This window comes from Hydrogenophaga sp. BPS33, from assembly GCF_009859475.1.
GTDB lineage: Bacteria > Pseudomonadota > Gammaproteobacteria > Burkholderiales > Burkholderiaceae_C > Hydrogenophaga.
This window is the reverse complement of sequence record NZ_CP044549.1, coordinates 3,485,010-3,511,119: the sequence shown is the minus strand read 5'-3', so window position 1 is coordinate 3,511,119 and position 26,110 is coordinate 3,485,010. Positions and strand designations below refer to the sequence as shown.

The 26,110-nt window shown below is 64.6% G+C and carries 24 protein-coding genes; 14 read left to right on the top strand and 10 right to left on the bottom strand.

The features are described 5' to 3' along the window. Positions 1-10 precede the first annotated feature (10 nt). Complete coding sequence (locus F9K07_RS16280; RefSeq protein WP_159594428.1) at positions 11-1,663, bottom strand: transglycosylase SLT domain-containing protein; 1,653 nt, start codon at positions 1,661-1,663, stop codon at positions 11-13. Beyond that, positions 1,660-2,433, bottom strand: a complete 774-nt coding sequence (gene gloB / locus F9K07_RS16275) for a hydroxyacylglutathione hydrolase (protein WP_159594427.1) — start codon at positions 2,431-2,433, stop codon at positions 1,660-1,662. The genes F9K07_RS16280 and gloB overlap by 4 nt, the downstream gene beginning before the upstream one ends. A gap of 95 nt (positions 2,434-2,528) precedes the next feature. Here gloB and F9K07_RS16270 point away from each other — a divergent pair, with 95 nt between their 5' ends. The 4 genes from F9K07_RS16270 (at position 2,529) to F9K07_RS16255 (ending at position 5,304) form a co-directional block, all read left to right on the top strand. Continuing rightward, positions 2,529-3,296, top strand: a complete 768-nt coding sequence (locus F9K07_RS16270) for a class I SAM-dependent methyltransferase (protein WP_201451438.1) — start codon at positions 2,529-2,531, stop codon at positions 3,294-3,296. Between the two features lie 34 nt (positions 3,297-3,330). Next, the gene (rnhA, locus tag F9K07_RS16265; RefSeq protein ID WP_159594426.1) at positions 3,331-3,765 is read left to right on the top strand and encodes a ribonuclease HI; all 435 of its coding nucleotides are present in this window, start codon (positions 3,331-3,333) and stop codon (positions 3,763-3,765) included. Positions 3,766-3,846: 81 nt separating this feature from the next. Then, positions 3,847-5,094 carry a hypothetical protein gene (locus tag F9K07_RS16260; RefSeq protein ID WP_159594425.1) on the top strand — a complete coding sequence of 416 codons (1,248 nt, stop codon included), beginning with the start codon at positions 3,847-3,849 and terminating at the stop codon, positions 5,092-5,094. Positions 5,095-5,148: 54 nt separating this feature from the next. Then, positions 5,149-5,304: a hypothetical protein gene (locus F9K07_RS16255; protein ID WP_159594424.1), complete on the top strand. Its 156-nt coding sequence runs from the start codon at positions 5,149-5,151 to the stop codon at positions 5,302-5,304. On the opposite strand, the gene moeA is transcribed toward F9K07_RS16255, so the two are convergent. From moeA to F9K07_RS16240, 3 genes are all read right to left on the bottom strand, one after another. Further along, positions 5,279-6,544 (bottom strand): molybdopterin molybdotransferase MoeA, encoded by a 1,266-nt coding sequence (moeA, locus tag F9K07_RS16250; protein ID WP_236582020.1) that lies wholly within the window; start codon positions 6,542-6,544, stop codon positions 5,279-5,281. The genes F9K07_RS16255 and moeA overlap by 26 nt on opposite strands. A gap of 8 nt (positions 6,545-6,552) precedes the next feature. Continuing rightward, positions 6,553-7,668 (bottom strand): GTP 3',8-cyclase MoaA, encoded by a 1,116-nt coding sequence (moaA, locus tag F9K07_RS16245; protein WP_159594422.1) that lies wholly within the window; start codon positions 7,666-7,668, stop codon positions 6,553-6,555. Between the two features lie 119 nt (positions 7,669-7,787). Further along, positions 7,788-9,851: a sodium-translocating pyrophosphatase gene (locus F9K07_RS16240; RefSeq protein WP_159594421.1), complete on the bottom strand. Its 2,064-nt coding sequence runs from the start codon at positions 9,849-9,851 to the stop codon at positions 7,788-7,790. Positions 9,852-10,150: 299 nt separating this feature from the next. Here F9K07_RS16240 and ppa point away from each other — a divergent pair, with 299 nt between their 5' ends. Beyond that, on the top strand, positions 10,151-10,690 hold the full coding sequence (ppa, locus tag F9K07_RS16235; RefSeq protein WP_159594420.1) for an inorganic diphosphatase: 540 nt from the start codon (positions 10,151-10,153) through the stop codon (positions 10,688-10,690). Positions 10,691-10,702: 12 nt separating this feature from the next. Here ppa and F9K07_RS16230 read toward each other — a convergent pair whose 3' ends face one another. After that, positions 10,703-11,875, bottom strand: coding sequence for a GNAT family N-acetyltransferase (locus tag F9K07_RS16230; protein ID WP_159594419.1), 1,173 nt, complete (start codon positions 11,873-11,875; stop codon positions 10,703-10,705). A gap of 59 nt (positions 11,876-11,934) precedes the next feature. Here F9K07_RS16230 and F9K07_RS16225 point away from each other — a divergent pair, with 59 nt between their 5' ends. Together F9K07_RS16225 and F9K07_RS16220 are read left to right on the top strand one after the other, a co-directional pair. Beyond that, on the top strand, positions 11,935-13,614 hold the full coding sequence (locus F9K07_RS16225; RefSeq protein WP_159594418.1) for an NAD+ synthase: 1,680 nt from the start codon (positions 11,935-11,937) through the stop codon (positions 13,612-13,614). A 93-nt stretch (positions 13,615-13,707) separates the two neighbouring features. Further along, complete coding sequence (locus tag F9K07_RS16220; protein WP_159594417.1) at positions 13,708-14,046, top strand: P-II family nitrogen regulator; 339 nt, start codon at positions 13,708-13,710, stop codon at positions 14,044-14,046. Positions 14,047-14,052: 6 nt separating this feature from the next. On the opposite strand, the gene F9K07_RS16215 is transcribed toward F9K07_RS16220, so the two are convergent. Genes F9K07_RS16215 through F9K07_RS16205 form a run of 3 tightly spaced genes read right to left on the bottom strand, consistent with a single transcriptional unit; the run spans position 14,053 to position 15,580 of the window. After that, on the bottom strand, positions 14,053-14,640 hold the full coding sequence (locus F9K07_RS16215) for a TIGR00730 family Rossman fold protein (RefSeq protein WP_159594416.1): 588 nt from the start codon (positions 14,638-14,640) through the stop codon (positions 14,053-14,055). A gap of 26 nt (positions 14,641-14,666) precedes the next feature. After that, entirely contained in the window at positions 14,667-15,065 is a 399-nt protein-coding gene (locus F9K07_RS16210) for a diacylglycerol kinase (RefSeq protein WP_159594415.1), read from the bottom strand. Further along, complete coding sequence (locus tag F9K07_RS16205; protein WP_159594414.1) at positions 15,062-15,580, bottom strand: RDD family protein; 519 nt, start codon at positions 15,578-15,580, stop codon at positions 15,062-15,064. Before F9K07_RS16205 ends, F9K07_RS16210 begins: the two co-directional genes overlap by 4 nt. A 285-nt stretch (positions 15,581-15,865) precedes the next feature. On the opposite strand from F9K07_RS16205, the gene F9K07_RS16200 reads away from it, so the two are divergent. The 7 genes from F9K07_RS16200 to F9K07_RS16170 all read left to right on the top strand — a co-directional run bounded on the left by F9K07_RS16200 (position 15,866) and on the right by F9K07_RS16170 (position 25,206). Next, on the top strand, positions 15,866-17,650 hold the full coding sequence (locus F9K07_RS16200) for an acetolactate synthase 3 catalytic subunit (RefSeq protein WP_159594413.1): 1,785 nt from the start codon (positions 15,866-15,868) through the stop codon (positions 17,648-17,650). A 122-nt stretch (positions 17,651-17,772) separates the two neighbouring features. Further along, positions 17,773-18,264: an acetolactate synthase small subunit gene (ilvN, locus tag F9K07_RS16195; RefSeq protein WP_137918017.1), complete on the top strand. Its 492-nt coding sequence runs from the start codon at positions 17,773-17,775 to the stop codon at positions 18,262-18,264. Positions 18,265-18,406: 142 nt separating this feature from the next. Beyond that, positions 18,407-19,423, top strand: coding sequence for a ketol-acid reductoisomerase (gene ilvC / locus F9K07_RS16190; RefSeq protein WP_159594412.1), 1,017 nt, complete (start codon positions 18,407-18,409; stop codon positions 19,421-19,423). A gap of 167 nt (positions 19,424-19,590) precedes the next feature. Continuing rightward, positions 19,591-20,403 (top strand): CDP-diacylglycerol--serine O-phosphatidyltransferase, encoded by an 813-nt coding sequence (gene pssA / locus F9K07_RS16185; RefSeq protein ID WP_159594411.1) that lies wholly within the window; start codon positions 19,591-19,593, stop codon positions 20,401-20,403. 186 nt (positions 20,404-20,589) lie between these two features. Further along, positions 20,590-22,278: a 2-isopropylmalate synthase gene (gene leuA, locus F9K07_RS16180; protein ID WP_159594410.1), complete on the top strand. Its 1,689-nt coding sequence runs from the start codon at positions 20,590-20,592 to the stop codon at positions 22,276-22,278. A 40-nt stretch (positions 22,279-22,318) separates the two neighbouring features. Further along, positions 22,319-23,860: a 2-isopropylmalate synthase gene (locus F9K07_RS16175; protein WP_159594409.1), complete on the top strand. Its 1,542-nt coding sequence runs from the start codon at positions 22,319-22,321 to the stop codon at positions 23,858-23,860. 176 nt (positions 23,861-24,036) lie between these two features. Then, the gene (locus F9K07_RS16170) at positions 24,037-25,206 is read left to right on the top strand and encodes a serine hydrolase (RefSeq protein ID WP_442907333.1); all 1,170 of its coding nucleotides are present in this window, start codon (positions 24,037-24,039) and stop codon (positions 25,204-25,206) included. Positions 25,207-25,270: 64 nt separating this feature from the next. On the opposite strand, the gene F9K07_RS16165 is transcribed toward F9K07_RS16170, so the two are convergent. Then, positions 25,271-26,071: an IclR family transcriptional regulator gene (locus F9K07_RS16165; RefSeq protein WP_159594408.1), complete on the bottom strand. Its 801-nt coding sequence runs from the start codon at positions 26,069-26,071 to the stop codon at positions 25,271-25,273. Positions 26,072-26,110: the final 39 nt, after the last annotated feature.

The following is a 26,110-nucleotide window of genomic DNA, read 5'->3' as shown; positions in this document are numbered from 1 at the left end:
GCGAAGCTCTCTACGGCTTCTTCTTGACGGGCTTCTTGGCGCTGCTGCTGGCCACGCGCGTCTTGGCCGGCTGCTTCGTGCTCTTCGTGGGCTTGGCGGCCGCCTGCTTGCGGGTCGGCTTGGTCGCCGCCTGCTTCTTGCTGCTGCCGCCTTTGGCTGTCGTGGCCTTCGCACGGTGGGGCAGCATGAGCGCCACGCTCTGGCCCGCCTTGAGCGCCGAATTCACCCCGAGCTTGTTCCACTCGGCCACGCTCACGGGGCTGACGCCATAGCGGCGGGCCAGTTTGGTGACGTTCTCACCCTTGCGCGCCTTCACCACTGTGCGCCGCAAGACCACTTCCGGCTGGAAGCTGATCTGGCCGTTGTCCGCCACGTGCACGGGCACGTCGTTGTTGCGCGTCTCGCTGCGCGGCACGAGCAGGCTGGAGCCGGCACGCACCCGCATGCGGGGTGGAATGTGGTTCACCTCGCGCAACGTGGATTCGCTCATGCCGGTGCGGGCCGCGGCCTGCGCCACGGTCATGGTGCTGGGCACGACCCACGCGGTCCAGCTGGCCAGAGGGCCGGTGTAATTTTGCAGGTTGCGCTGGAAGATGATGGCGTTGTCCCAGGGCAGCAGCACGTTGGGCGTGCCGGCGGCCATCACCACGGGTTGGCGCAGCGAGGGATTGAGCGCGCGGAAGTCTTTCTCTTCGACTTCGGCCAAGCGCGCGATGAGCGCCACGTCCATGTCGCGCTGCAGCGCGACGGTGTCGAAGAAGGGGTGGTTGCCGATCAAGGGCAGCGTGGTGTTGAAGGCCTCCGGGCGCGCCAGGATGTTCTTGACGGCCTGCAGCTTGGGCACGTACAGCCGCGTTTCCGCCGGCATGCTGAGATCGGTGTAGCCGGTCGGCTTGCCTTGGCGCTGGTTGTTCGTGATGGCGCGGTTGACGTTGCCCTGGCCCCAGTTGTAGGCCGCCAGGGCCAGGTGCCAGTCGCCAAAGCGGGTGTAGAGCTGCTGCAGGTAGTCCAGTGCCGCGCGCGTGGAGGCGAGCACGTCGCGCCGGTCGTCGCGAAAGGCGTTTTGCTTGAGGTCGAAGGAAGCGCCCGTGGCGGGCATGAATTGCCACATGCCGGCGGCGCGCGCGCTGGAGACGGCTTGCGGATTGAACGCGCTTTCGATGAAGGGCAGCAGCGCCAGCTCCATCGGCATGTTGCGCACCTCGATCTCTTCGACGATGTGGAACAGGTAGCGGCTGGAGCGCTCGGTCATGCGCTGCATGTAATCCGGGCGCGTGGCGTACCACTGTTCGCGGTCGACCACCAGTTCGTTCTGCAGGTCCGGCATGGCAAAGCCGCGGCGGATGCGGTCCCACAGATCGGCTGGCGCGTCCAGCGTGGCCACGTTGTAGGGACTGGTGCTGGTGCTGGCGGCGGTGATGTCGCTCAGCGGCACGTGGCTGGGCAGGCGGTACGAGGGCAGGCTGGGGGTGGGTGGGTTGGCCGGGGCGCTGGTGGTGGCGTCCCCCGTGCGGGCCGCATCCGGGGCGGTGGAGGTCGTGGTGGCGCAGCCGGAGACGAAGAGAACCACGGCGAGCGCGGCCGGCAAGGCCCATCGGGGCACGGATGCCAGGGCGTGTGCGGCGCGTGGCGAGGCTGGGGCTATCGGGAAATCAAGGGTCATTTGAAAACGTTCTTCCATTCGCGCAGGGTGGCGAAGACCGTCACCTCGTCGTCGGCGCTGCCCGGCGCATGGGCCAGGGCGGCGCGCACGACGGCCGGTTCACGGGTGCGCAAAAAGGGATTGATGTGCTTTTCCAGGGCAATGGAGCTGGGCAGCGTGGGAAAGTTCTGCGCGCGCTGCACTTTGCAGCGCTCGGTGTAGGCGAGCAGCTTGGCGTTGCCGGGTTCGACCGCTTGCGCAAACTTCAGGTTGGAGAGCGTGTACTCGTGGGTGCAGCACACGCGTGTGTCGCCGGGCAGGGCGGCCAACCGGGTGAGCGAGTCCAGCATCTGGGCCGGCGTGCCTTCGAACAGGCGGCCGCAGCCGCCGGAAAACAGCGTGTCGCCGCAGAAGAGCAGCGGTGCGCCATCCATCTCGGGCGTGTAGTACGCGATGTGGCCGGCGGTGTGGCCAGGCACTTCCATCACCGACAGGCGCAGGCCGAGCACCTCGACCTCATCACCTTGCGACACGCGCTGCAGCGGTTCGGGCATGGTCTCGTAGGCCGGGCCGATCACGCGCGCGCCGGTGGCCTCGCGCAGCGCGGCCACGCCGCCGGTGTGGTCGGCGTGGTGGTGGGTGATGAGGATGGTGTCCAGCCGCAGCGCGTTCTGGTGCAGCCAGGCCGTGACGCCTTCGGACTCGCCAGGGTCGACCACCAGGGCCTGCTGGCCGTCGTGAAGCGCCCAGATGTAGTTGTCGCTGAACGCCGGGATGGGAGTGAGGTGCATGGCGGGTTGGGGCGTGTAGAGTGCGGGGCTTGGCCTTCCCGGTGGTCTGCAGTGTCGCAGACTTCGGTGGGGCAACGAGTCCATTCCCGCACCACATGACCGAGAAAATTATAGGATTGACCGAGTGGTTCGCGACCGCGCCGGGCGAGTACCTGCTGGCGTGGGAGCGGGCGCAGTTCGACCTGGCGGTGGCCGATCTGTTCGGCTTCAACGCTTTGCAGCTGGGTTTGCCCGAACTTGATGGCCTGCATGCCAACCGCATGCCGCAGCGCTGGCTGGCGCTGCCCGAAGCGCTGGCGTGGGAGGGCGCGTTGTCCCGGGAGCGCCGTCCGCCGCGCCTGGCACTGGTGACCGATGCCGCTGCGCTGCCGTTTCCAGAGGCCAGCCTGGACCTGGTGGTGCTGCCGCACACGCTGGAGTTCAGCGCCGACCCGCACCACGTCTTGCGCGAGGTCGAGCGCGTGCTGGTACCCGAAGGGCGGGTGGTCATCTCGGGCTTCAACCCGGCCAGCCTGTGGGGTTTTCGGCAGTCGCGGGGTCGGCTGCTCGGTGCCCCGCAGCTGTACCTGCCCGAAGCGGGCGACTTCATCGGGCCCTGGCGTTTGCGCGACTGGTTGCGCCTGCTCAGTTTCGAGATCGAGTCGGACCGCTTCGGCTGCTACCGGCCAGCGATGCACTCGCAGAAGTGGCTCAACCGATACGCCTGGCTGGACCGTGCCGGCGCGCGCTGGTGGCCGATTTTCGGTGCGGTGTATTTCGTGGTCGCGGTCAAGCGCGTGCGCGGCATGCGTCTGCTGGGGCCGGCCTGGAAGCCGCGGCGCGCTACCGCGTCCGCGCCCGTGTCGGTGGCCAACCGGCACTGAATTCACATTCTGTTTTCATCGAGGAGCATTTTTCTTGAACCATGTGGTTATCTATACCGACGGCGCCTGCAAGGGCAACCCGGGCCCGGGCGGCTGGGGCGTGTATCTCAAGTCCGAGGGCTTCGAGAAGGAGCTGTGGGGCGGCGAGCGCAACACCACCAACAACCGCATGGAACTCACCGCCGTGATCGAAGGCCTGACCGCGCTCAAGCGCCCTTGCCAGGTCTCGCTGTATCTCGACAGCCAGTACGTGCGCCAGGGCATCACCGAATGGATCCACGGCTGGAAGCGCAAGGGTTGGGTGACGGCGTCGAAGCAACCGGTGAAGAACGCCGACCTCTGGCAGCGGCTCGACGCGCTGGTGCATGGTGGCGTGCACAAGATCGACTGGCATTGGGTCAGGGGCCATGCGGGCGATCCGGGCAATGAGCGCGCCGACCTATTGGCCAACCGGGGCGTGCCCAGCTGATCGGGTCTTGCAGGGAGCTGGCAGGAAACCAAGGCGCTGAGCCGGTTACCAAGGGGTCCTTTTCAACCAGGACGCTTCGCCATGATCTCCTCCAACACACCGCAATACCGACCCGAGCCGGCTTTCGCATCGGTTCTGGCTGACGGGCCATCCCCTCGCAAGACCCCACCGGAAACCCTGGCCGATCCGGTCTTCACACCCCACGGTGTGCAGCCCGCCGAGTCTCTGTACGATCTGCTGGATGCGCTGGTGCGGAGCAGTGCTCGGGATGCCGTCGAGCATGTCGCTGCGGATGCCATCCGGACCCTGCTCGACGGCGGTGAGCCGCACGACATTGGCGACGACGCCCGCCAGTACGCCACCGATCTGCTGCTGGACCGCCACCAGCACCGCCTGTTGTCCCGTCTGGTGCAGGCCTACCCCGGATCCTATACGTTGAACGTGGGGGGCGACCCAGGCAAGGCCCAGACCTTGCAGAAATGCGCGCAGGATTGGCCGGAGGCGACGGAAGTGGCGCTGCGCCTGGCAACGTCCCTGCCTGCCGTTGAGGTTGAACGCCTCGTCGAGTTTCTCCAGCAACTGCCCAAGCCCAACTTGCATCTGGACATGGACGAGGCGTTGAACTCGCACGCTTCCCAAGGCTGGGCACTCCTTGCGCGGAGCACTGCCTTGGGGGAGTTGTCCGTCAGCAGCCGCGGGCACGATGAAGCATGCCTGGCGGGCGTTCGCTGCGAGAGACTGGTGCTGGACGTCGCGCTACCCCGGGAAGGCAATGAGAAGAAGAGCCGTTGGGCCACGGTCATCGCCTTGTCGGATGCCACCGTGCTGGACCTGAGCCGGTCCCCGCTGGACGCCCAGCAGTGCGAGCCGCTCCTGTCGAGTCGAGATGCCTGGACAGAGCTCCATCTTCGTGCCACGCCCGAGATCGTCGACGTGCTGTGCCAGAGCCAGCCGCGCATGGACCAACTGCACCTCCACGTGGACGCTCCCTTGCTGGACGTCTCGACGACGTTCATGGCGCTCCTGGCACTTCCCTCTCTGGGCGAGACCGTGGTGCACGGTGCGATGAACCTGGTGGCATGGCTCGATGCCTTGGGCCGTCATGGAAAGGCGCACGAAGGCGACCTTCTGCTCTCACCTTGCGAAGCGCACTTCGTGGTTCCCGAGGGCCTGTCCGCCCAGGCGCGTCGGACCATGCACGAGCTGCTCGAGATGCTTGCGAACAGCGACCATAGCGTCCAACTGCGGCATCGCGCGGATCCTCTCGAGGTGGAGCACTTCCGCCCGATCGATGCCGAGACCGAAGACCGGCTGCGGACGTTGCACTAGGCGCCGGCGCTAGCGCCGCGCGAATCCGAACGCCGCATTGAACAGGAGAGGTTCATGAAGAGCGACTTGACCACCCGCGCGCTGCTCATGCCATTGCAACCCCACGTCGCGTTCGACACGCAGGGCCGTTGCGAAGACATATCAATACCCGACACGCCGCCCGACCCTGCGCCGATCGCGTGCTTCAAATCGCCCCATCGAACATCATGACCTCTACCGTATCCCCCACGGCCACGTCGCCCTGTTCGTGGGGCAGCACGATCAAGCCGTTGGCCTCGACCATCGAACGCAGCACGCCCGAGCCTTGAGGGCCCGTGGTGCGCGCGCTCAGCGCGCCGTCGGCGGCCCGCGTGACGATGCCGCGCTGGTACTCGGTGCGCCCAGGTTTCTTGCGCAGGCGCTCTGAACTGGTGGCGCGCAGACACACGGGGTCGGTCACTACCGCGCCCATGAGACGCTGCAGAGCGGGGCGCACGAAGACCAGGAAGGTCACCATCGCGGCCACCGGATTGCCGGGCAGACCGAACAGCAGGGCAGGGGCGCCGTGCCCGGCACGGCGGATGTGCCCCACCGCCATGGGCCTGCCCGGGCGCATGGCGATGCGCCAGAACGCCACCTCACCGAGCTGTGCCATCGTGGCCTTGGTGTGGTCGGCATCGCCCATGCTCACGCCGCCGCTGGTGACGATCGCGTCGGCCTGCTGCGCCGCAGCGCGCAGTGCAGCCTCCAGCTGCGCGGGCGTGTCGCGCACCACGCCCAGGTCGATCACGTCCACACCCAGGCGCGTGAGCAGGCCCATGAGGCTGAAGCCGTTGCTGTCGTACACCGCGCCTTCGCGGGGCGGGTCGCCTGGGTTCAGGATTTCGTCGCCGGTGGAGAAATAGGCCACCCGCACGCGGCGCCAGACCGGCGCGCTCGGCAGGCCGAGGCTGGCGATCAGGCCCAATGCGGCCGGGCCCAGGGCTTGGCCCTGGCGCAGCGCGCTGTGGCCGGCTTTCAGGTCTTCCCCGCGCCGGCGGCGGTTGTCGCCCCGGCGGACCGCACCAGGCGCCACAACGATGTGCGTATCGCCTTGCAGGGCCGCGAGTTCGAAGGGCACCACCGTGTCCAGACCTTGCGGCATGGGCGCGCCGGTCATGATCTTCACGCATTCGCCCACGCCGATCTCGCCGCTCCAGACCCTGCCGGCCAGCACGGTACCGATCACGCGCAGCCGCAGCGCCTGACCGGCGGCCAGTTGCAAGCCGTCGAACGCATAGCCGTCCATGGCCGAGTTGTCGTGCGGCGGAACGTCGATGGGCGAGACGATGTCCCGCGCCAGCACGCGGCCCTGGGCGTGGCGCAGTGCGACATCTTCGGCCTCGGCGACAGGCTGGACCAGGTGGGCCAGACGTTCGGCGGCGGTGCTGATGGCAAGGTCCTGCGCGGCGGCGGCACCCACGGGGTCCATGCTCATCGTCACCCGCCGATGTAGCTCATCTCGACGCGGCGTCTCCCGTGGCCCGCATCGGGCGGCAGGCTGGCGCGCAGCTCGGAATACCGGTCGCTGCGACCTTGCCAGATCGCGGCGATGGCGCTGGCGAGCTGCTCGTCGGTGGCATCGCCGCGGACCAGGTGGCGCAGATCGTGGCCCTGGCTGGCGAACAGGCAGAGGTAGAGCTGGCCCTCGGTGGACAGGCGCGCGCGGTTGCAGTCGCCGCAGAAGGCCTGCGTGACGCTGCTGATCACGCCGATTTCGCCGCTGCCATCGGCATAGCCCCAGCGCTCGGCGGTTTCTCCCGGTGCCGAAGCGCCCAGTGGCACCAGCGGCAGTTCGCGGTGGATGCGCTGCACCACCTGTGCGCTGGGCAGCACCTCGTCCATGCGCCAGCCGTTGGTGGCGCCCACGTCCATGTACTCGATGAAGCGCAGGACGATGCCGCTGCCCTTGAAATGGCGCGCCATGGGCAGGATCTGGTCGTCGTTGGTGCCGCGCTTGACCACCATGTTGACCTTGATCGGCCCCAGGCCCGCGGCCTGCGCGGCAGCGATGCCGTCGAGCACGTCGGCCACGGGAAAGTCCACGTCGTTCATGGCGCGGAAGATGGCGTCGTCCAGACCGTCCAGGCTCACGGTGACGCGTTGCAGCCCGGCCGCCTTGAGCGCCTGCGCCTTGCGCGCCAGCAGCGAGCCGTTGGTGGTGAGCGTGATGTCCAGCGGCTGGCCTTCGACCGTGCGCAAGGCGGCGAGCTGGTCGATCAGGATCTCCAGGTTCTTGCGCAGCAGCGGCTCACCGCCAGTCAGGCGGATCTTCTGCACGCCGTGCGCGACGAACTGGCGCGCCACGCGTGTGATTTCCTCGAAGCTGAGCAGCGCGCTGTGCGGCAGGTAGGGATAGTCCTTGTCGAAGATGTCCTTGGGCATGCAGTAGCTGCAGCGGAAGTTGCAGCGGTCGGTCACGCTGATGCGCAGATCGCGCAGCGGGCGGCCACGCGCATCGCTGAGCAGGCCGCGCGGTGCGATCACGCCCGAAGGAACGCGCGCGGGCACCGAGACCAGGCGCTGGTCGATCAGGGGAATGACGCGTTCGGACATGGTCCGATTATGGGCGAGTGTGCCCGCGCGTGGACGGGCAGGCCCGCAGGCACCGCACTGCGGGTGCGGACATGAAAAAGCCCGCCGAAGCGGGCCTTCAAGCCGTGGCGAAAGAAAGCTCAGGTCGCCAGGGGCAGCAGCGGCACGATCAGCAGCGCCACGATGTTGATGATCTTGATCAACGGGTTCACGGCCGGGCCGGCGGTGTCCTTGTAGGGGTCGCCCACGGTGTCGCCGGTCACGGCGGCCTTGTGCGCTTCGCTGCCCTTGCCGCCGTGGTGGCCGTCTTCGATGTATTTCTTGGCGTTGTCCCACGCGCCACCGCCCGTGCACATGGAGATGGCGACGAACAGGCCGGTGACGATGGTTCCCATGAGCAGGCCGCCCAAGGCCTTCGGACCGAGGAACACGCCGACCAGAATGGGCACGATCACCGGCAGCAGGCTGGGGATGATCATTTCCTTGATGGCCGCCGAGGTCAGCATGTCCACCGCCTTGCCGTACTCGGGCTTGGCCGTGCCTTCCATGATGCCGGGGATCTCCTTGAACTGGCGGCGCACCTCCACCACCACCGAACCGGCGGCGCGGCCCACCGCTTCCATGGCCATGGCACCGAACAGGTAGGGGATCATGCCGCCGATGAACAGGCCGATGATCACCATCGGGTCGCTCAGGTCGAAGCTGACCTTGGCACCGTAGGTTTCCAGCTTGTGCGTGTAGTCGGCGAACAGCACCAGCGAGGCCAGGCCGGCCGAGCCGATGGCGTAGCCCTTGGTCACCGCCTTGGTGGTGTTGCCCACGGCGTCCAGCGGGTCGGTGATGTCGCGCACGCTGCTGGGCAGCTCGGCCATTTCGGCGATGCCGCCGGCGTTGTCGGTGATGGGACCATAGGCGTCCAGCGCGACCACGATGCCTGCCATGCTCAACATCGCGGTGGCGGCGGTGGCAATGCCGTACAGGCCGGCCAGCGCGTAGGCCGCAATGATGGCCGCGCAGACGAACAGCACCGGCCATGCCGTGGAGCGCATGGAGACACCGAGGCCGGCAATGATGTTGGTGCCATGGCCGGTGGTGGACGCTTGCGCGATGTGCTTCACCGGTGAGTATTGCGTGCCGGTGTAGAACTCGGTGATCCACACCAGCAAGGCGGTCAGTACCAGGCCCACGGCGCAGGCGCCGAAGAGGCGCAGTTGGCTGCCGCTGGCGGTGATGGCGTTGTCCGGCACGATCCAGCCGGTGACGAACCAGAAGGCGATGAGCGAGAGCACGCCGGCGATGGCCAGGCCCTTGTAGAGCGCGGGCATCACGTTCTTCATGCCGGGGCTGGCCTTGACGAAGAAGCAGCCGATGATCGACGCGATGATGGACACGGCCCCCAGCACCAGCGGGTAGAGCACGGCCTGCATCGGCGCGGCGGTGACCATGAGCGCGCCCAGCACCATGGTGGCGATGAGCGTGACCGCATAGGTTTCGAACAGGTCGGCCGCCATGCCGGCACAGTCACCCACGTTGTCGCCCACGTTGTCGGCGATCACGGCCGGGTTGCGCGGATCGTCTTCCGGGATGCCGGCTTCCACCTTGCCCACCAGGTCGGCGCCGACGTCAGCGCCCTTGGTGAAAATACCGCCGCCCAGCCGCGCGAAGATGGAGATGAGCGAGGAGCCGAAGGCAAAACCGATCAACGGGTTGAGCAATTGGCTCAGGCTGTTGGCTCCGCTCGTGCCTGCCTGGCTCAGCAGGAACCAGAAGAAGCCGGCCACGCCCAGCAGGCCCAGGCCCACCACCAGCATGCCGGTGATGGCGCCGCCGCGAAAGGCCACATCCAGCGCCGGGCCGATGCCCTTGGTGGCGGCTTGTGCGGTGCGCACATTGGCGCGCACCGAGATGTTCATGCCGATGAAGCCGCACGCGCCCGAGAGCACCGCGCCCAGCACGAAGCCGATGGCGGTGATGGGGTTGAGAAAGATGCCGATCAGCACGGCGAGCACCACGCCGACGATGCCAATGGTCTTGTACTGCCGCGCCAGATAGGCCGCGGCACCGGTTTGAATGGCGCCCGCGATCTCCTGCATGCGGGCGTTGCCCGCGTCCTGCGAAAGAATCCAACTTCGGGACCAGAAGCCGTAGACCACGGCAATGAGTCCACACACCAACGCAAAAATCAGCGCAGATTGTCCAACCATCAGATTTGCTCCTGCTCGTTTTCGACTTGGAGGGGGCAACGCCTCCGGGGATGCCCCCGCTGCGTTGCTTCCTCGCTGCCAGTGGATGCTGCGTTGCGCAGCGTCGGGACAGGGCGATTGGCCAACGCTACGAATTTAAGGGCAATTGCGCGAATGCGCGTGCCGATCGCACGGGAAGTCAGTTCTGAATCAGTAAAATCAGGGTAAATCCTAGGCGCGTCAGACTTGTCTGTACGCGCCTTTGTGTACCCGCCGGTCTTCGGGCGAATTCTTTCGTTTCAACTACTTCCCACAACCTTATGGCTCTCGACAACGTCACTCCAGGCAAAAACGTGCCCGACTCGTTCAACGTGATCATCGAAATCCCGATGAACGCCGATCCGATCAAGTACGAGGTGGACAAGGAAACCGGTGCGATCTTCGTGGACCGCTTCATGAGCACCGCCATGCACTACCCGACCAACTACGGCTACGTGCCCAAAACCATCTCGGGCGACGGCGACCCGGTGGACGTGCTGGTGATCACCCCCGTGCCGCTGATCCCTGGCGTGGTCGTGCCCTGCCGTGCGATCGGCATCCTGAAGATGCAGGATGAGGCCGGTGAAGACGGCAAGGTGCTGGCCGTGCCGACCGACAAGATCCTGTCGATCTACACCCAGTGGCAGAAGCCCGAGGACCTGAACCCGATGCGGTTGAACACCATCCAGCACTTCTTTGAGCACTACAAGGACCTGGAGCCGGGCAAGTGGGTGAAGGTGCTGGGCTGGGAAGGCAAGGACGCCGCTCACCAGGAGATCCTGGACGGCATCGCGAACTACGAGAAGGCCCAGAAGGCCTGATCGCTCAGGTGTTCAAGGCTCTGCCTTGAACGGATTGCGCAAGGCCAGGTGGTCGAGGTACTCCCCGATGCCCTGGCCTTCGCGTTGCAGGAAACGGTCGACCGCATCCGCGAACGCCGGGTGTGCCAGCCAGTGCGCGCTGGTGGTCTTCACCGGGAGCAGGGCACGCGCCATCTTGTGTTCGCCTTGTGCGCCACCTTCGAAGCGCGCGAAGCCGTTCAGGATGCACCAGATCAATGGCTGGTAGTAGCAGGCCTCGAAGTGCAGGCAATCCACCCGCTCCAGCGCGCCCCAGTAGCGCCCGTAGGCGGTGAGCGTGGCGCTGTCGATGCCGATCAGGCTGCAGGCGATGGCGCGGCCATCGAATTCGGCGACGAAGAGCAGCCAGTTCTCCGGCATGCTCTGCGCCATGCGGTGGAAGAAATCGCGGCTGAGGTAGGGTGCATTGCCGTGTTCGAGGTAGGTGCGCTCGTAGCAGCGGTAGAAGAAGTCCCAGTCGGCATCGGAAATGTCTTTGCCGCGCGCCGAGCGGAAACGCACGCCGGCATCGAACACCTTGCGCCGCTCCTGCCGGATCTTCTTGCGCTTTTCCTGCTGCAGACTGGCGAGGAAATGGTCGAAATCGCGGAACGGCGCGCCGCTGTGGGCGTCTTCGTTCTGCCAGTGGAACTGCACGGTGTGGCGCAGCATCAGTCCGGCGGCTTCGCAGGCGGCGATGTCCTGCGGCTGCGCGAACAGCAGGTGTAGGGAGGAGAGTTTCTCATCGCGTGCGCGATCGATCAGTGCGCGCACGAGAGCGGCTCGCGCCGTGGCGTCACGCGCCAGCAGGCGCGCTCCGGGTACCGGCGTGAACGGCACCGCGACCAGCGCCTTGGGGTAGTAGCGCATGCCATGCTGCTCGTAGGCGTTGGCCCAGGCCCAGTCGAACACGTACTCGCCGTACGAATGGCTCTTGAGGTACATGGGGCAGGCCGCGTGCAGCGCTTCGCCATGCCACAGCGTCAGGAACTGCGGCTGCCAGCCGGTGCTTGCGTTGGCACTGCCGCTGTCGTGCAGGGCGCTCAGATACTCGTGCCGCACGAAGGGACTCGGATCGGTCTGCAGCGCGAGCAAGGCATTCCACGCGTGCGCGTCGATCTCGCGCGGCGACACGAAGACCCGGGTGACATAATCGATTTCAGCCAATCACGGCTCCCGGCCACCGCTTGCGCGCGGCAACTCCAGCCCGATTTCCAGACAACTCCATGACTCTCTCCATTTGCGTGGCCCAGCTCAATTTCGTGGTGGGCGACATGGTGGGCAATGCCCAAAAAATCGTCGATGCCGCCACGCAGGCTTATGGGCGCGGCGTGCGCCTGCTGCTCACGCCGGAACTGGCGGTGTGCGGTTACGCGGCCGAAGACCTGTTCCTGCGGCCCGCTTTCATCGACGCCTGCGATGATGCCCTCAAAGTGGTGGCCAGCGGTACGGCGCATCTCAAAGGCCTGCACATCGTGGTGGGACATCCGGCGCGCGCCGCGGGCGTGGCGGTGGAACGGCGCGAGCGCAGCGTGGCCGTGTCTTGCTTGCACAACGCGGCGAGCGTGCTGTGCGAGGGCCGCGTGATCCATACCTATGCCAAGCGCGAACTGCCCAACTACCAGGTGTTCGACGAACGCCGCTATTTCGTGCCCGGTCATGGCGCTTGTGTGATCGTCGTGGAAGGTGTGCGCGTGGGTTTGCTGATCTGCGAAGACGCCTGGTTCGACGTGCCCGCGGCCGACGCGAAAGCCGCCGGCGCCGAGGTGCTCGCGGTCATCAACGCCTCCCCCTTCCATGCCGGCAAGGGCGGCGAGCGTGAAGCCACCATGCGCGAGCGTGTGCGCGCCACGGGCCTGCCGCTGGTCTACGCCCACCTGGTGGGCGGGCAGGACGAGATCGTGTTCGAAGGCCGCAGCTTCGTGCTGGGGGCCGATGGCGCGCTTGCGGGCCGTGCGGTGAGCTTTGAAGAAACCTTGTTCGACGTGGCCTTCGCGCGGCACGGTGCGGGCTGGCAGATTGCCGCCGAGACCGACCGCGCGCACAGTCCCGAGGCCGATCTCTGGCACGCACTGGTGCTGGGCGTGCGCGACTACCTGGGCAAGAACGGTTTTCCCGGCGCGATCCTCGGCCTGTCGGGGGGCATCGATTCGGCGCTCGTGCTGGCGATCGCGGTCGATGCCTTGGGCAAGGACAAGGTGCGCACGGTGATGATGCCCTCGCCCTACACGGCGGACATTTCCTGGATCGACGCGCGCGACATGGCCGAGCGCCTGGGTGTGCGCTACGACGAGATCGCGATTGCGCCGCAGTTCGAAGCGTTCAAGGCCAGCCTGGCCAACGAGTTCGCCGGTTTGCCCGAAGACACGACCGAAGAAAACCTGCAGGCGCGCATCCGCGGCACCTTGCTCATGGCCTTGTCCAACAAGTTCGGCAGCATCGTGCTGACCACCGGCAACAAGAGCGAGATGGCCACCGGCTACTGCACGCTGTACGGCGACATGGCGGGCGGTTTCGCGGTCATCAAGGACGTGGCCAAGACCATGGTGTTCAAGCTGGCGCGCTGGCGCAATGCACACGATCCGTACGGCACCGGGGCCAACCCGATCCCAGAGCGCATCATCACGCGCCCGCCTAGCGCGGAATTGCGACCCGACCAGAAGGACCAGGACAGCCTGCCCGAATACGCCGTGCTCGACGCCATCATCGAGCGCTACATGGAGAACGACCAGAGCCCCGAGAGCATCGTGGCAGCGGGTTTCGAGCGTGCCGACGTGGACAAGGTGGTGCGCCTCATCCGCATCAACGAGTACAAGCGCCGGCAAGCGCCTGTGGGCATTCGCGTGACGCACCGCAGCTTCGGCAAGGACTGGCGTTATCCGATCACCAGCAAGTACCGCGCTTGAGATCTGGCTGAACCATTGCCGCAGCGCGCCGCTGGGGATGGCGCCCTTGGGCATAATCCCCCGCGAAACACCGTACCGTCCTGGAGACCCCGCATGAAGCAAATCACCGCCGTCATCAAACCGTTCAAGCTCGAAGAGGTGCGCGAGGCTCTGGCCGAGCAGGGCGTGACCGGCTTGACCGTGACGGAGGTCAAGGGCTTTGGCCGCCAGAAGGGCCACACCGAGCTCTACCGCGGTGCCGAATACGTGGTCGACTTCCTGCCCAAGGTCAAGATCGAGGTGGTGGTGAAGTCCGACGACGTGGACCGCTGTGTCGACGCGATCATCCGCGCAGCGCGCACCGGCAAGATCGGTGACGGCAAGATCTTCGTGACGGAAGTGGAGCGCGTGGTGCGCATCCGCACCGGCGAGCAGGACGAAACGGCGGTCTGATCCCGCTCAGATCGCCTCGATGCGCGGCTCGGGCGAGAGCCCGGCCGATTGCACCAGTTCGGGCAGCAGGCTGGAGAGGTCCGAGCCCACGCGGATCAGGTCCATCTGCCACGCGTTCATGAACGCCTGTTCGACGCCGGTGCGCAGGAAGGTCATCAGGCCGTCGTAGTAACCTGCCACGTTGAGCAGGCCCACGGGTTTGTCGTGGTAGCCGAGCTGGCGCCAGGTCCAGACCTCGAAAAACTCCTCGAACGTACCGATGCCACCGGGCAGTGCCAGAAACGCATCGGCCTTCTCGGCCATCATGCGTTTGCGCTCGTGCATGGTGTCGACCACGTGCAGTTCGGTGCAGCGGTCGTCGGCCCATTCCTTCTCGACCAGTGCCTTGGGAATGATGCCGACCACGCGTCCGCCGGCCTTCAGCGTGGCCTCGGAGAGCAGGCCCATGAGGCCGTTGCGGCCGCCCCCATAGACCAACTGGCCCCCATGCGATCCGATCCAGGTGCCGGTGGCGCGGGCCACTTCGGCAAAAGCCGGGTCGACACCCGGGCGGGAGCCGCAATACACGCAGAGGGAAAAGGCGGGAGTGGTCATGTTCAGGAGATGGGGATGGTTGTTTTTCAGGCCCAGCGCGCCCACAGGGCGGCCAGCCAGATGCCGCCGCACAGCAGCAGGCTCAGGAGCACAGCGGCGCTGCCCATGTCCTTGGCGCGCTTGGACAGGTTGTGCCATTCGGGGCCGATGCGGTCGATGGCCGTTTCGATGCCGGTGTTGAGCAGCTCCACCACCATCACCGCCACCACGGAGGCGATCAACAACGCGGTTTCCACCCACGTGTTGCCCAGCCAGAATGCGGTGGGAACCAATATGACGGCCGCCAGGGCCTCCTGGCGGAAGGCGGTTTCGCCCCAGCCCGCGCGCAGGCCCGCCACGGAGTAGCCGAAGGCGTGGGCGATGCGGGAGAGGCCCGTGCGCCGCTTTTGGGCGTCTACCGGTTCCTGGTCGGGGCGTGCGGTCATCGCTTGGCGGGTGAGAGATGGTGCACCAGCCGTGTGCCGGCCAGCGCGTCGTGGAGGAATTGTCGCTGCGGATGAAAGCGCGAGAGCAGGGCCCAGATCACGATCCAGCCGATCAGCAACACGGTGAGTTCGCCGCCGGCCAGTTTGAAGAGCCCCGAGACGGCCAAGGGCGGTAGCAGCCAGAGCCAGGACAGCAGGTAGCGCAGCAAGGCGCGGGACTGGGTCAGGGCCTGGCCGTGGCGGTCGACGACGCGGATGTGCCAGGTCTTCATGGCCAGGGTCTGGCCCTTGGCCCAGAACCAGGTGAAGTAGATGCCGAACACCACGAACAGAAAGGCCTGCTGGGCGTGGCGGTTGTCCAGCGCGTGGCGGGTCTGGGTAAGGGTGGAGAACAGATAGCCCGCGATGAAGACAACGCCGAACATCAGCATGCCTTCGTAGAGCCAGCACGCCATGCGCCGGCGCAGGGAGGGCGCCGTCAGCGCAGGGCGGTTGTCGGGTGGGTGTTCGGTCATGAAAAGGGGCCGTGGCGCGGGGCGCGCATCGAAAAAACGCGGAGCGGCGATTGTCGCATCGCAGCAAATTCAAGGGCGCGAGCACGCATTTGGCGGCGATCGCGGCATGTTCTTCGTGTTGCGGTGCGATAATCGCGGCTGCAATTCAAAAAGGCAAACGGATCAAGGTCCGGCGGGGTATGTGCCCGCCCATGGCCATTGGTCTTAAGTCTCGACACCGCTTCACAAGAGTTGGTCTAGAGGCACCCAAGGTTTTTCGTCAGAGAAATTCTCGAAAGGTTCATCATGGAAATCAGCAAGGCCGAACTGGCCTCGGCTGCCGCCGCCCAGTCGGGTACAGGCGCAGCCCCCCAAGACCTCCGCGGCGCAGAAATCCTCGTCAAGGCCCTCCAGGCCGAGCAGGTGAAGTACATCTGGGGCTACCCCGGTGGTGCTGTGCTGCACATCTACGACGCTTTCTACAAGCAGGACACCATCCAGCACGTGCTGGTGCGCCACGAGCAGGCGGCAGTGCACGCGGCCGACGGCTATGCGCGCGCCACCGGTGACGTGGGCGTGGCCCTGGTCACCTCCGGCCCGGGCCTGACGAATGCCGTGACCGGCATCGCCACCGCCTACATGGACAGCATTCCGATGGTCATCATCTCCGGCCAGGTGCCCACGGCCGCGATCGGTCTGGACGCCTTCCAGGAGTGCGACACCGTCGGCATCACGCGCCCCATCGTCAAGCACAACTTCCTGGTGAAGGATGCGCGCGACATGGCCGCGGTGATGAAAAAGGCCTTTCACATCGCGCGCACTGGCCGTCCCGGTCCCGTGGTGGTGGATATCCCGAAGGACGTGTCGTTCAACAAGGTGCCATACCACGGCTACCCCGAGTCGGTTGAAATGCGCTCGTACAACCCCGTGCGCAAAGGCCATGGCGGCCAGATCCGCAAGGCCCTGCAACTGCTGCTGACGGCGAAACGGCCCTACATCTACACCGGCGGCGGCGTGCTGCTGGGCAATGCCACCCAGGAGCTGCGCACCTTGGTGGACATGCTGGGCTACCCGGTCACCAACACCTTGATGGGACTGGGCGCGTACCCCGCGTCGGACCGCAAGTTCCTCGGCATGCTGGGCATGCACGGCACGATCGAAGCCAACAACGCCATGCAGAACTGCGACGTGTTGCTGGCCGTGGGCGCGCGCTTTGACGACCGGGTGATCGGCAACCCCAAGCACTTCGCGCAGAACGAGCGCAAGATCATCCACATCGACATCGACCCTTCGAGCATCTCCAAGCGCGTCAAGGTCGATGTGCCCATCGTCGGCGACGTCAAGGACGTGCTGACCGAGCTGATCAACATGGTGCGCGAGAACGCCTCGCGTCCTGATGAGAAGGCGTTGGGCGAATGGTGGAAGACCATCGAGGCCTGGCGCTCCAGGGACTGCCTGAAGTACGACCGTGGCAACCAGGACGTCATCAAGCCCCAGTACGTGATCGAAACGCTCTGGAACATGACCAAGGATGCCGACGCCTACATCACGTCCGACGTCGGTCAGCACCAGATGTGGGCGGCGCAGTACTACCGCTTCGACGAACCACGCCGCTGGATCAACTCCGGAGGCCTGGGCACCATGGGCGTGGGCATTCCCTATGCCATGGGCATCAAGCTGGCCAAACCGGACGCCGAGGTGTTCACCATTACCGGCGAAGGCTCGGTGCAGATGAACATCCAGGAACTGTCCACCTGCTTCCAGTACAAGACGCCGATCAAGATCTGCTCGTTGAACAACCGCTACCTCGGCATGGTGCGGCAGTGGCAGGAGCTGGACTACGAAGGCCGTTACAGCCACAGCTACATGGACGCCTTGCCCGATTTCGTGAAGCTTGCCGAGGCCTATGGCCACGTCGGCATGCTGATCGAAAAGCCGCAGGACGTGGAGCCGGCACTGCGCGAGGCGCGCAAGCTCAAGGACCGCACCGTGTTCATGGACTTCCGCACCGACCCCACGGAGAACGTGTTCCCCATGGTCCAGGCCGGTAAAGGCATCACCGAGATGCTGCTGGGTTCCGAGGACCTGTAAACACCTTCAAGCGAAGCGGCGTCGGTCAACGTGCCGCTTCATCCCCCTAGACGAATCTATTGTCCGTCGAGCCCGTGCATTACCGTGCACGGGGGAGGGCGGCGAAAAGAGGAATCGCACCCATGAAACACATCATTGCTGTCTTGCTGGAGAACGAACCCGGCGCCTTGTCGCGCGTGGTGGGACTCTTCTCCGCCCGTGGTTACAACATCGAATCGCTCACGGTGGCGCCCACCGAAGACCCGAGCCTCTCGCGCATGACGATCCAGACCACGGGGTCGGACGATGTCATTGAGCAGATCACCAAGCACCTGAACCGCCTGATCGAAGTCGTCAAGGTGGTCGACCTCACCGAAGGCGCCTACACCGAGCGCGAGCTCATGATGGTGAAGGTGCGTGCGGTGGGCAAGGAGCGCGAGGAAATGAAGCGCATGGCCGACATCTTCCGCGGTCGCATCATCGACGTGACCGAGAAGAGTTACACCATCGAACTCACGGGCGACCAGGGCAAGAACGACGCCTTCCTGGAGGCTATCGACCGCTCGGCCATTCTCGAAACCGTGCGCACCGGTGCCAGCGGCATCGGCCGAGGTGAGAGAATCCTGCGCGTTTGACTTTTTCGGGGCTCAGCCTTTCGCCCGTTCGCGCTGAGCCTGTCGAAGCCTTGTTCCGCTGCTGAGGCGGGGCAGGGTACCGAGAGCCCTTCGACAGGCTCGCGAAGAACGGCACAACCCATCAATCTATTGGAGCAATGAGATGAAAGTTTTCTACGACAAAGACTGTGACCTGTCCCTGATCAAGGGCAAGACCGTGGCCATCATCGGCTACGGCAGCCAGGGCCACGCCCATGCGCAAAACCTGAACGACAGCGGCGTGAAGGTCGTGGTCGGCCTGCGCAAGGGCGGCGCCTCGTGGGACAAGGTCGGCAAAGCGGGACTGAACGTTCTGGAAGTGAACGACGCCGTGAAGGCCGCCGACGTGGTCATGATCCTGTTGCCCGACGAGCAGATCGCCGAGGTCTACAACAACAACGTGGCGCCCAACATCAAGCAAGGCGCTTCGCTGGCGTTCGCCCACGGCTTCAACGTGCATTACAACCAGGTTATCCCGCGCGCCGATCTGGACGTGTGGATGGTCGCGCCCAAGGCCCCTGGCCACACCGTGCGCAACACGTACACGCAAGGCGGCGGCGTGCCCCACCTGGTGGCGGTACACCAGGACAAGACCGGCAAGGCGCGTGACCTGGCCCTGTCCTATGCCATGGCCAACGGTGGCGGCAAGGCTGGCATCATCGAAACCAACTTCAAGGAAGAGACCGAGACCGACTTGTTCGGCGAACAAGCCGTGTTGTGCGGTGGCGCGGTCGAGTTGATCAAGATGGGTTACGAGACGCTAGTGGAAGCGGGCTATGCACCCGAAATGGCCTACTTCGAGTGCCTGCACGAACTCAAGCTCATCGTCGACCTGATCTACGAAGGCGGCATCGCCAACATGAACTACTCGATCTCGAACAACGCCGAATACGGCGAGTACGTGACGGGTCCCGAGGTGATCAACGAGCAGTCGCGCGTGGCCATGCGCAACGCGCTCAAGCGCATCCAGAACGGTGAATACGCCAAGATGTTCATCAGCGAAGGCCGCACGAACTACCCCTCGATGACCGCACGCCGTCGTAACACGGCCGATCACAGCATCGAAGTGGTGGGTGCCCAACTGCGCGCCATGATGCCCTGGATCGCCAAGAACAAGCTGGTGGACCAGACGCGCAACTGATCCCTTGGAGCGCGCGCGACCCGTCCACGCGGCGGGTCAAAGACAGAGGCCACTTCGGTGGCCTTTGTCGTTTTTCACCCTGCCAGCCCTGCCGTACACTGCACATTTGACGCAGATCGCTGTCGCAGCGGCCGACGCCCGACACAAGAAGACAGGAGAGGCCTCCCATGCACGATGGAACAGAACCGCACATGACGCAACACGAGGAACGCCCGCGGCGTCCCAAGGGCATCTACATGTTGCCCAACATGATCACACTGGCTGCGCTGTTCGGCGGCTTCTATTCCGTGGTCATGGCCATGAACGGCCGCTTCGATCTGGCGACCGTCGGGATTTTTGTGGCCATGGTGCTCGACAGCCTGGATGGGCGCGTGGCGCGCATGACCAATACCCAGAGCGCCTTTGGCGAACAGATGGATTCCCTGTCCGACATGGTGTCCTTCGGCGCGGCGCCGGCGCTGATTGCCTACGAGTGGACGCTGCGCGACATTGGCCGCTGGGGATGGATTGCGGCGTTCGTCTATTGCGCCTGTGCGGCATTGCGACTGGCGCGCTTCAATGTCAACACCGGGGTGGTGGACAAGCGCTATTTCCAGGGCTTGCCATCGCCGGCTGCTGCTGCCCTGGTGGCGGGTTTCATCTGGCTCATGACCGAGCTGGAGATCGCGCCGCAGGACGTGACCTGGCCCATGTTCGTCATCACGCTCTACACCGGCCTGACCATGGTCACCAACGTGCCGTTCTACAGCTTCAAGGACCTGAGCCTGAAGAAGAGCGTGCCGTTCGCGGCCATCGTGCTGGTGGCGTTGGGGATCGCGGTCATCAACATCCACCCGCCCACCGTGCTGTTCGCGCTGTTCGTGGTGTATGGCCTTTCGGGGTACGCGGTGTACTGCTGGCGCAAGGCCAAGGGGAAACCCACCAGCGTGATCAGCACCTCCACCGATGAGCCCGATGAACGCGGTCTGCACGACGATTGAGCGGCGTCACCAAAAACTTGTGATAGAGTTCCCCGCATGAGTTTTCGCGCTTTCGCTCTACTACTGGATGTCCGTCACGGGCAGTCTGGATAGCGCGCGCGCATTCCTTCAAAACGGCCCGTTTGCTCCCGCAACGGGCCGTTTTAGTTTGGGGTTGCGGGTTTCACAGACCATCGAGAGTGCACCATGTTGAAACAACCTACCAGCAAGTACCCCGCTTTCAAACCCATCGGCCTCAAGGACCGCATCTGGCCCGACGCCGTGCTGACCCAGGCACCCATCTGGCTGAGCACCGACTTGCGCGATGGCAACCAGGCGCTGATCGAACCGATGGATGTGGAGCGCAAGCTGCGCATGTTCGATCTGCTGGTGAAGATCGGTTTCAAGGAAATCGAAGTGGGCTTCCCGGCGGCCTCTCAGGTGGAGTTCGACTTCCTGCGCCGTCTCATCGACGAAGGTCGTATTCCCTCGGATGTGGCCATTCAGGTCATGACGCCTGCCCGTGAAGAGTTGATTGCGCGCACGGTCGAGTCTCTTCGTGGTGCGCGCAAAGCCATCGTGCACGTCTACAACGCGGTGGCTCCCGTGTGGCGCGACGTGGTGTTCGGCATGAGCGTGCCCGAGGTGATGGCATTGATCGAGCGCAGCGTGGGGCAGATCAAGCGCCTCACCGATGCACAGCCCGAGACCGAATGGGTGCTGCAATACTCGCCCGAAACCTTCAGCATGGCCGAGTTGGAGGTGTCCTGGCAGGCGTGCGAAACCGCGATTGCCGCGTGGGGCGCAGGGCGGCCGGTGATTCTCAACCTGCCCACGACGGTGGAGAACGCAACGCCCAATGTTTTCGCCGACCAGATCGAGTGGATGAGCCGGCGCTTCGCCGATCGGCCCAACGTGGTGTTGTCGGTGCACCCGCACAACGACCGCGGCACTGGCACCGCCGCCGCCGAGATGGCCATGATGGCCGGTGCGCACCGCGTCGAAGGCTGCCTCTTCGGCAACGGTGAGCGCACGGGCAACCTCGATGTCGTCAATGTCGCGCTCAACCTCTACGTGCAAGGTGTATCGCCCCAGCTCGACTTCTCCGATATCGATGCCATCCGGCGCGAGGTGGAGTACTGCAATCAATTGCCGGTGCATCCCCGCCACCCGTATGTGGGCGAGCTGGTCTACACGTCGTTCTCGGGCTCGCACCAGGACGCGATCAAGAAGGCGTTCGCGGTTCGGCGGGACGGCGATGTCTGGGCGATTCCCTATCTCCCCATCGACCCCAAGGATCTGGGGCGCAGCTATGAGGCGGTCATCCGGGTCAACAGCCAGTCGGGCAAGGGGGGCATGGCCTACCTGCTCGAGAGCGAATACGGACTCGAGTTGCCACGCCGGCTGCAGATCGAATTCAGCCAGGTGGTGCAGCGCGTCATGGACGCCGAGGGCAAGGAACTGAGCGCCAGCGATCTCTGGTCCATCTTCGAGCGCGAATACGGCCTCTCGCCGAAACAGGCGCCAGTGCAGCCGACGATTGCCAATGTGGATGGGCAGCGCGTGCGCGTGTCCGCGCAGTTGCCGATCGCAGGGCAGGTGGTGGCTGTGGACGGGCAGGGCAACGGCCCCATCGACGCTGTTGTCAATGGCATTGCCGCCGCCACGGGCCGACAATTGCGCGTGCTGGATTACCATGAGCACGCCATCGGTTCCGGAGCCGAAGCCCGCGCTGTGGCGTATGTCGAGCTGCGGATCGATGACCATCGCACGTTGTTTGGCGTGGGCATCGATGCGAACATCGTGTCCGCCTCCTTCAAGGCCATCGTCTCCGGCATGCAGCGCGCAGGGCTGGCGGCGCATGCCCGCGGATCCGAAATCTCTCAAGCGGCCTGATGCAGGCTGCTCACGACAACCATTCCAATGGAGTTTCCCCATGAGCGACAAACTGATCATTTTTGACACCACCTTGCGCGACGGCGAGCAATCGCCCGGCGCGTCGATGACCAAGGATGAGAAGCTGCGCATCGCGCGCCAGCTTGAGCGCCTCAAGGTCGACGTCATCGAGGCGGGGTTTGCCGCCAGCTCCAATGGCGACTTCGACTGCGTGCAGGCGATTGCCAACACCATCAAGGAGTCCACAGTGTGTTCGCTGGCGCGCGCCAACGACCGCGACATCGCGCGTGCTGCAGAGGCCTTGAAAGGCGCTCGCCGTGCGCGCATCCACACCTTCATCGCCACCAGTGCGCTGCACATGGAAAAAAAGCTGCGCATGACACCCGAAGAGGTGCTGGAGCAGGCGGTGCAATCGGTGCGATTCGCGCGCAACCTGGTAGACGACATTGAGTTCAGTCCTGAAGATGGCTACCGCAGCGATCCCGATTTCCTCTGCCGCGTACTGGAGGCCGTCATCAAGGAAGGCGCGACCACGCTCAACATTCCCGACACCGTGGGCTACGCCATTCCGGAGCTCTATGGCGAGTTCATCCGCAACCTGCGCGAGCGCGTGCCCAATTCCGACAAGGCGATCTGGTCGGTGCATTGTCACAACGACCTGGGCATGGCGGTGGCCAATTCGCTGGCCGGCGTGAAGCTGGGTGGAGCGCGCCAGGTGGAATGCACCATCAACGGCCTGGGCGAGCGCGCGGGCAACTGCTCGCTGGAGGAGATCGTGATGGCGGTGCGTACGCGGCGCGACTACTTCGACCTCGATGTCGGGGTCGATGCGGCGCAGATCGTGCCGGCCAGCCGCATGGTGAGCCAGACCACCGGTTTCGTGGTGCAGCCCAACAAGGCCGTGGTGGGTGCCAACGCGTTCGCCCACGCCAGCGGCATCCACCAGGACGGCGTGCTCAAGGCGCGGGATACCTACGAGATCATGCGCGCCGAAGACGTGGGCTGGAGTGCCAACAAGATCGTGCTGGGCAAGCTGAGCGGGCGCAACGCGTTCAAGCAGCGCCTGCAGGAGCTGGGTATCGAGATGGAGTCCGAGAGCGAAATCAACACCGCTTTCGCCGCGTTCAAGGAACTCGCCGATCGCAAGAGCGAGATCTTTGATGAGGACATCCTGGCGCTGTGCAGCGACGAAAGCGTGACCGCAGAAAAGGAGCAGTACGGCCTGGTCTCGCTCAAGCAAAGAAGCGAAACCGGTGAGCGCCCTCATGCGAACGTGGTCTTCACCGTGGATGGCAAGGAAGTGGAGGGCGAGAGCGATGGCAATGGGCCAGTGGACGCGTCGCTCAAAGCGATCGAAACCCACGTCAAGAGTGGTGCGGAAATGCTGCTCTACTCGGTCAATGCCATCACGAGCGGTTCGACAGAAAGCCAGGGTGAGGTCACCGTGCGATTGCAACACGGCGGTCGTGTGGTCAATGGGGTGGGTGCGGACCCGGACATCGTCGTCGCCTCCGCCAAGGCCTACCTCAGCGCGCTGAACAAACTGCACAGCAAAGCGGATCGCGTGGCAGCTCAGGGATAAATTCAATTAAATCAAAGACTTAGCTGAATCTGCTTCAAGAAACGGAGAAAATGGTACCCAAAACCGCCTCTGTTCTACCGTTCATTGAAGACAGTTTCACAAGCAATTGATATTGCTAGATTTTTCAAGATGTTTATACTCCGCTCCTGCGCGTTTCATGTTGCTGGAGTGGATTCATGGTCATAAGCGTCGATCGCTTTCGCAAGATATTGTTGCTGGTGGCTGCGGCCAGCTGGATGGCGCTGTCCATGGCGCCCATGCATGCGCTAGCTGCTACAAAGGCGAAAACGGCCAAGACGACCAAGAAAACGGTAACGGCCAAGACGGCGCCCAAGCGCGCCGTGACCGCTTCTCGCAAGACCAAGTCGACCGTGGCAAAGGCGCCGAGCCGCAAGTCGGTCACGGTAGCCGCCAAGCAAAAGGGACGGGTGAAGGTGCAGATGGCGGCGGGCAAGTCCGGGACGCTGCACAAGGTGGCCGTGCAACGCAAATCTGCCAGCGGAGCGGCCGTGATGCGGACCGCCGTGGCACCTCGCATGTCCGAAGGCGCGCGGCTGGGTTTGCGTGGCATCGACGATCCGCTTGAGCTCAATTCCACCGTGGCGCTGGTGATCGATCAGGACACCAACGAAGTGCTCTTCAGCAAGAACGATGGCGCTGTGTTGCCGATTGCTTCATTGACCAAGCTCATGACCGGTTTGGTGGTCGCAGAGGCGAAGCTGAACATGCAGGAGATGATCACCATCACGCAGGACGATGTGGACACCTACAAGGGCAGCAGTTCGCGACTGGCAGTGGGCACAACGCTGAGTCGCGGTGAGCTGATGCACCTGGCGTTGATGTCCAGCGAAAACCGTGCGGCACATGCGTTGGGTCGCACCCATCCTGCGGGCCTGTCGGAGTTCGTGCGCCTGATGAATCGCAAGGCTGCGGAGTTGGGCATGCGCGATACACGGTACGTGGAGCCCACGGGCTTGTCCAGTTCAAACCAGTCGAGCGCGCGGGACCTGGCTACCCTGGTGTCGGTGGCCTACCAAATGCCCATCCTGCGCGACCTCTCTACGTCGCCCAGCTACGAGGTGGACCTGGGCCGCCGCACGCTGCACTACAACAACTCGAACGGCCTGATCAAGAACCCGTCGTGGGACATCGGTCTGCAGAAAACGGGCTACATCTCTGAAGCGGGCCGTTGCCTGGTGATGCAGGCCAAGGTGGCCGGCCGGCAACTCATCATGGTGTTTCTGGATGCCTCCGGAAAATGGGGCCGTATGCAGGATGCCGAGCGCGTGAGGCGTTGGGTGGAAGTGCAGACCGATGCGCGCATGGTCGCTCGCCCCCAAGGCTGACGGCGCCACCCAATGAAGAAACGGCCCACAAGGGCCGTTTTTTTATGGCTGCAGGGCAACGCACTCAGCGGATCAACGTCCCCGATGGTGATTTGGGGCAGCCCAGCGCGGTGGAGATTTCTGCCGCCGTTGCGCGCAATTTGGGCACCCAGTTTTCGTCGATGCGGTCGGCGGGTGCGGAGATGGAAAGGCCTGCGACCAACTTGCTCTGATCGTCGTAGATGCCGGCGGCCATGCAACGCACTCCCAATTCGAGCTCTTCGTTGTCCCGTGCGACCCCGGCTTGGCGGCACTGCGCCAACTCACGCTCCAGTGTGGCCAATTGCGTGAGACTGTTGCGCGTGTTGCCAGCCAATCCCGTGCGCGTGGCATAGGCACGCACGCGTTGGGGCTCGTCGTCCGCCAGGAACAGCTTGCCGACCGAGGTGAGGTGTAAAGGAGCCCGCCCCCCAATGGCGCGAACCACTTGCATGCCCGAGCGTTCGCTGTAGGCGCGCTCGACGTACACGATCTCGTCACCCTGGCGCACGCTCAGGTTGACGGGCTGCTGGATGAGCTTGTGCAGTTCGCGCATGGGCAGCAGGGCGGCGTCGCGCACGCTCAGGCGCGCTTTCACGAGGTTGCCCAGTTCAAGCAGCCGCATGCCCAGCCGGTAGCTGCCCGCTTCAGGGCGATCGACGAAACGGCCTATGGTCAGGTCGTTGAGGATGCGGTGTGCCGTGGAAGGATGAAGACCGGTCTTTTCGCTGATTTCCTTCAGCGACACGGGATCTTCGCGCGACGCCAGGACTTCGAGCAGGTTGAACATGCGTTCGATGACCTGGACGGTCGGCGTGCTGGGGAGGGACTCGGAACGTTTGGTCATGGATGCCTAAGGTTGCCGTCGATTTTACGAGATGAAATC

What these genes read in the sequence shown, in the direction of transcription:
- F9K07_RS16200 (WP_159594413.1), top strand. Translation starts at nt 15,866, where the DNA reads ATGGAAATCAGCAAGGCCGAACTGGCCTCGGCTGCCGCCGCCCAGTCG.
- gloB (WP_159594427.1), bottom strand. Translation starts at nt 2,433, where the DNA reads ATGCACCTCACTCCCATCCCGGCGTTCAGCGACAACTACATCTGGGCG.
- F9K07_RS16255 (WP_159594424.1), top strand. Translation starts at nt 5,149, where the DNA reads ATGAAGAGCGACTTGACCACCCGCGCGCTGCTCATGCCATTGCAACCC.
- F9K07_RS16170 (WP_442907333.1), top strand. Translation starts at nt 24,037, where the DNA reads ATGGTCATAAGCGTCGATCGCTTTCGCAAGATATTGTTGCTGGTGGCT.
- moeA (WP_236582020.1), bottom strand. Translation starts at nt 6,544, where the DNA reads ATGGACCCCGTGGGTGCCGCCGCCGCGCAGGACCTTGCCATCAGCACC.
- F9K07_RS16210 (WP_159594415.1), bottom strand. Translation starts at nt 15,065, where the DNA reads ATGACCGCACGCCCCGACCAGGAACCGGTAGACGCCCAAAAGCGGCGC.
- F9K07_RS16270 (WP_201451438.1), top strand. Translation starts at nt 2,529, where the DNA reads ATGACCGAGAAAATTATAGGATTGACCGAGTGGTTCGCGACCGCGCCG.
- F9K07_RS16165 (WP_159594408.1), bottom strand. Translation starts at nt 26,071, where the DNA reads ATGACCAAACGTTCCGAGTCCCTCCCCAGCACGCCGACCGTCCAGGTC.
- ilvN (WP_137918017.1), top strand. Translation starts at nt 17,773, where the DNA reads ATGAAACACATCATTGCTGTCTTGCTGGAGAACGAACCCGGCGCCTTG.
- F9K07_RS16280 (WP_159594428.1), bottom strand. Translation starts at nt 1,663, where the DNA reads ATGACCCTTGATTTCCCGATAGCCCCAGCCTCGCCACGCGCCGCACAC.
- F9K07_RS16225 (WP_159594418.1), top strand. Translation starts at nt 11,935, where the DNA reads ATGACTCTCTCCATTTGCGTGGCCCAGCTCAATTTCGTGGTGGGCGAC.
- F9K07_RS16240 (WP_159594421.1), bottom strand. Translation starts at nt 9,851, where the DNA reads ATGGTTGGACAATCTGCGCTGATTTTTGCGTTGGTGTGTGGACTCATT.
- F9K07_RS16220 (WP_159594417.1), top strand. Translation starts at nt 13,708, where the DNA reads ATGAAGCAAATCACCGCCGTCATCAAACCGTTCAAGCTCGAAGAGGTG.
- ppa (WP_159594420.1), top strand. Translation starts at nt 10,151, where the DNA reads ATGGCTCTCGACAACGTCACTCCAGGCAAAAACGTGCCCGACTCGTTC.
- F9K07_RS16205 (WP_159594414.1), bottom strand. Translation starts at nt 15,580, where the DNA reads ATGACCGAACACCCACCCGACAACCGCCCTGCGCTGACGGCGCCCTCC.
- moaA (WP_159594422.1), bottom strand. Translation starts at nt 7,668, where the DNA reads ATGTCCGAACGCGTCATTCCCCTGATCGACCAGCGCCTGGTCTCGGTG.
- F9K07_RS16260 (WP_159594425.1), top strand. Translation starts at nt 3,847, where the DNA reads ATGATCTCCTCCAACACACCGCAATACCGACCCGAGCCGGCTTTCGCA.
- ilvC (WP_159594412.1), top strand. Translation starts at nt 18,407, where the DNA reads ATGAAAGTTTTCTACGACAAAGACTGTGACCTGTCCCTGATCAAGGGC.
- pssA (WP_159594411.1), top strand. Translation starts at nt 19,591, where the DNA reads ATGCACGATGGAACAGAACCGCACATGACGCAACACGAGGAACGCCCG.
- F9K07_RS16175 (WP_159594409.1), top strand. Translation starts at nt 22,319, where the DNA reads ATGAGCGACAAACTGATCATTTTTGACACCACCTTGCGCGACGGCGAG.
- leuA (WP_159594410.1), top strand. Translation starts at nt 20,590, where the DNA reads ATGTTGAAACAACCTACCAGCAAGTACCCCGCTTTCAAACCCATCGGC.
- F9K07_RS16215 (WP_159594416.1), bottom strand. Translation starts at nt 14,640, where the DNA reads ATGACCACTCCCGCCTTTTCCCTCTGCGTGTATTGCGGCTCCCGCCCG.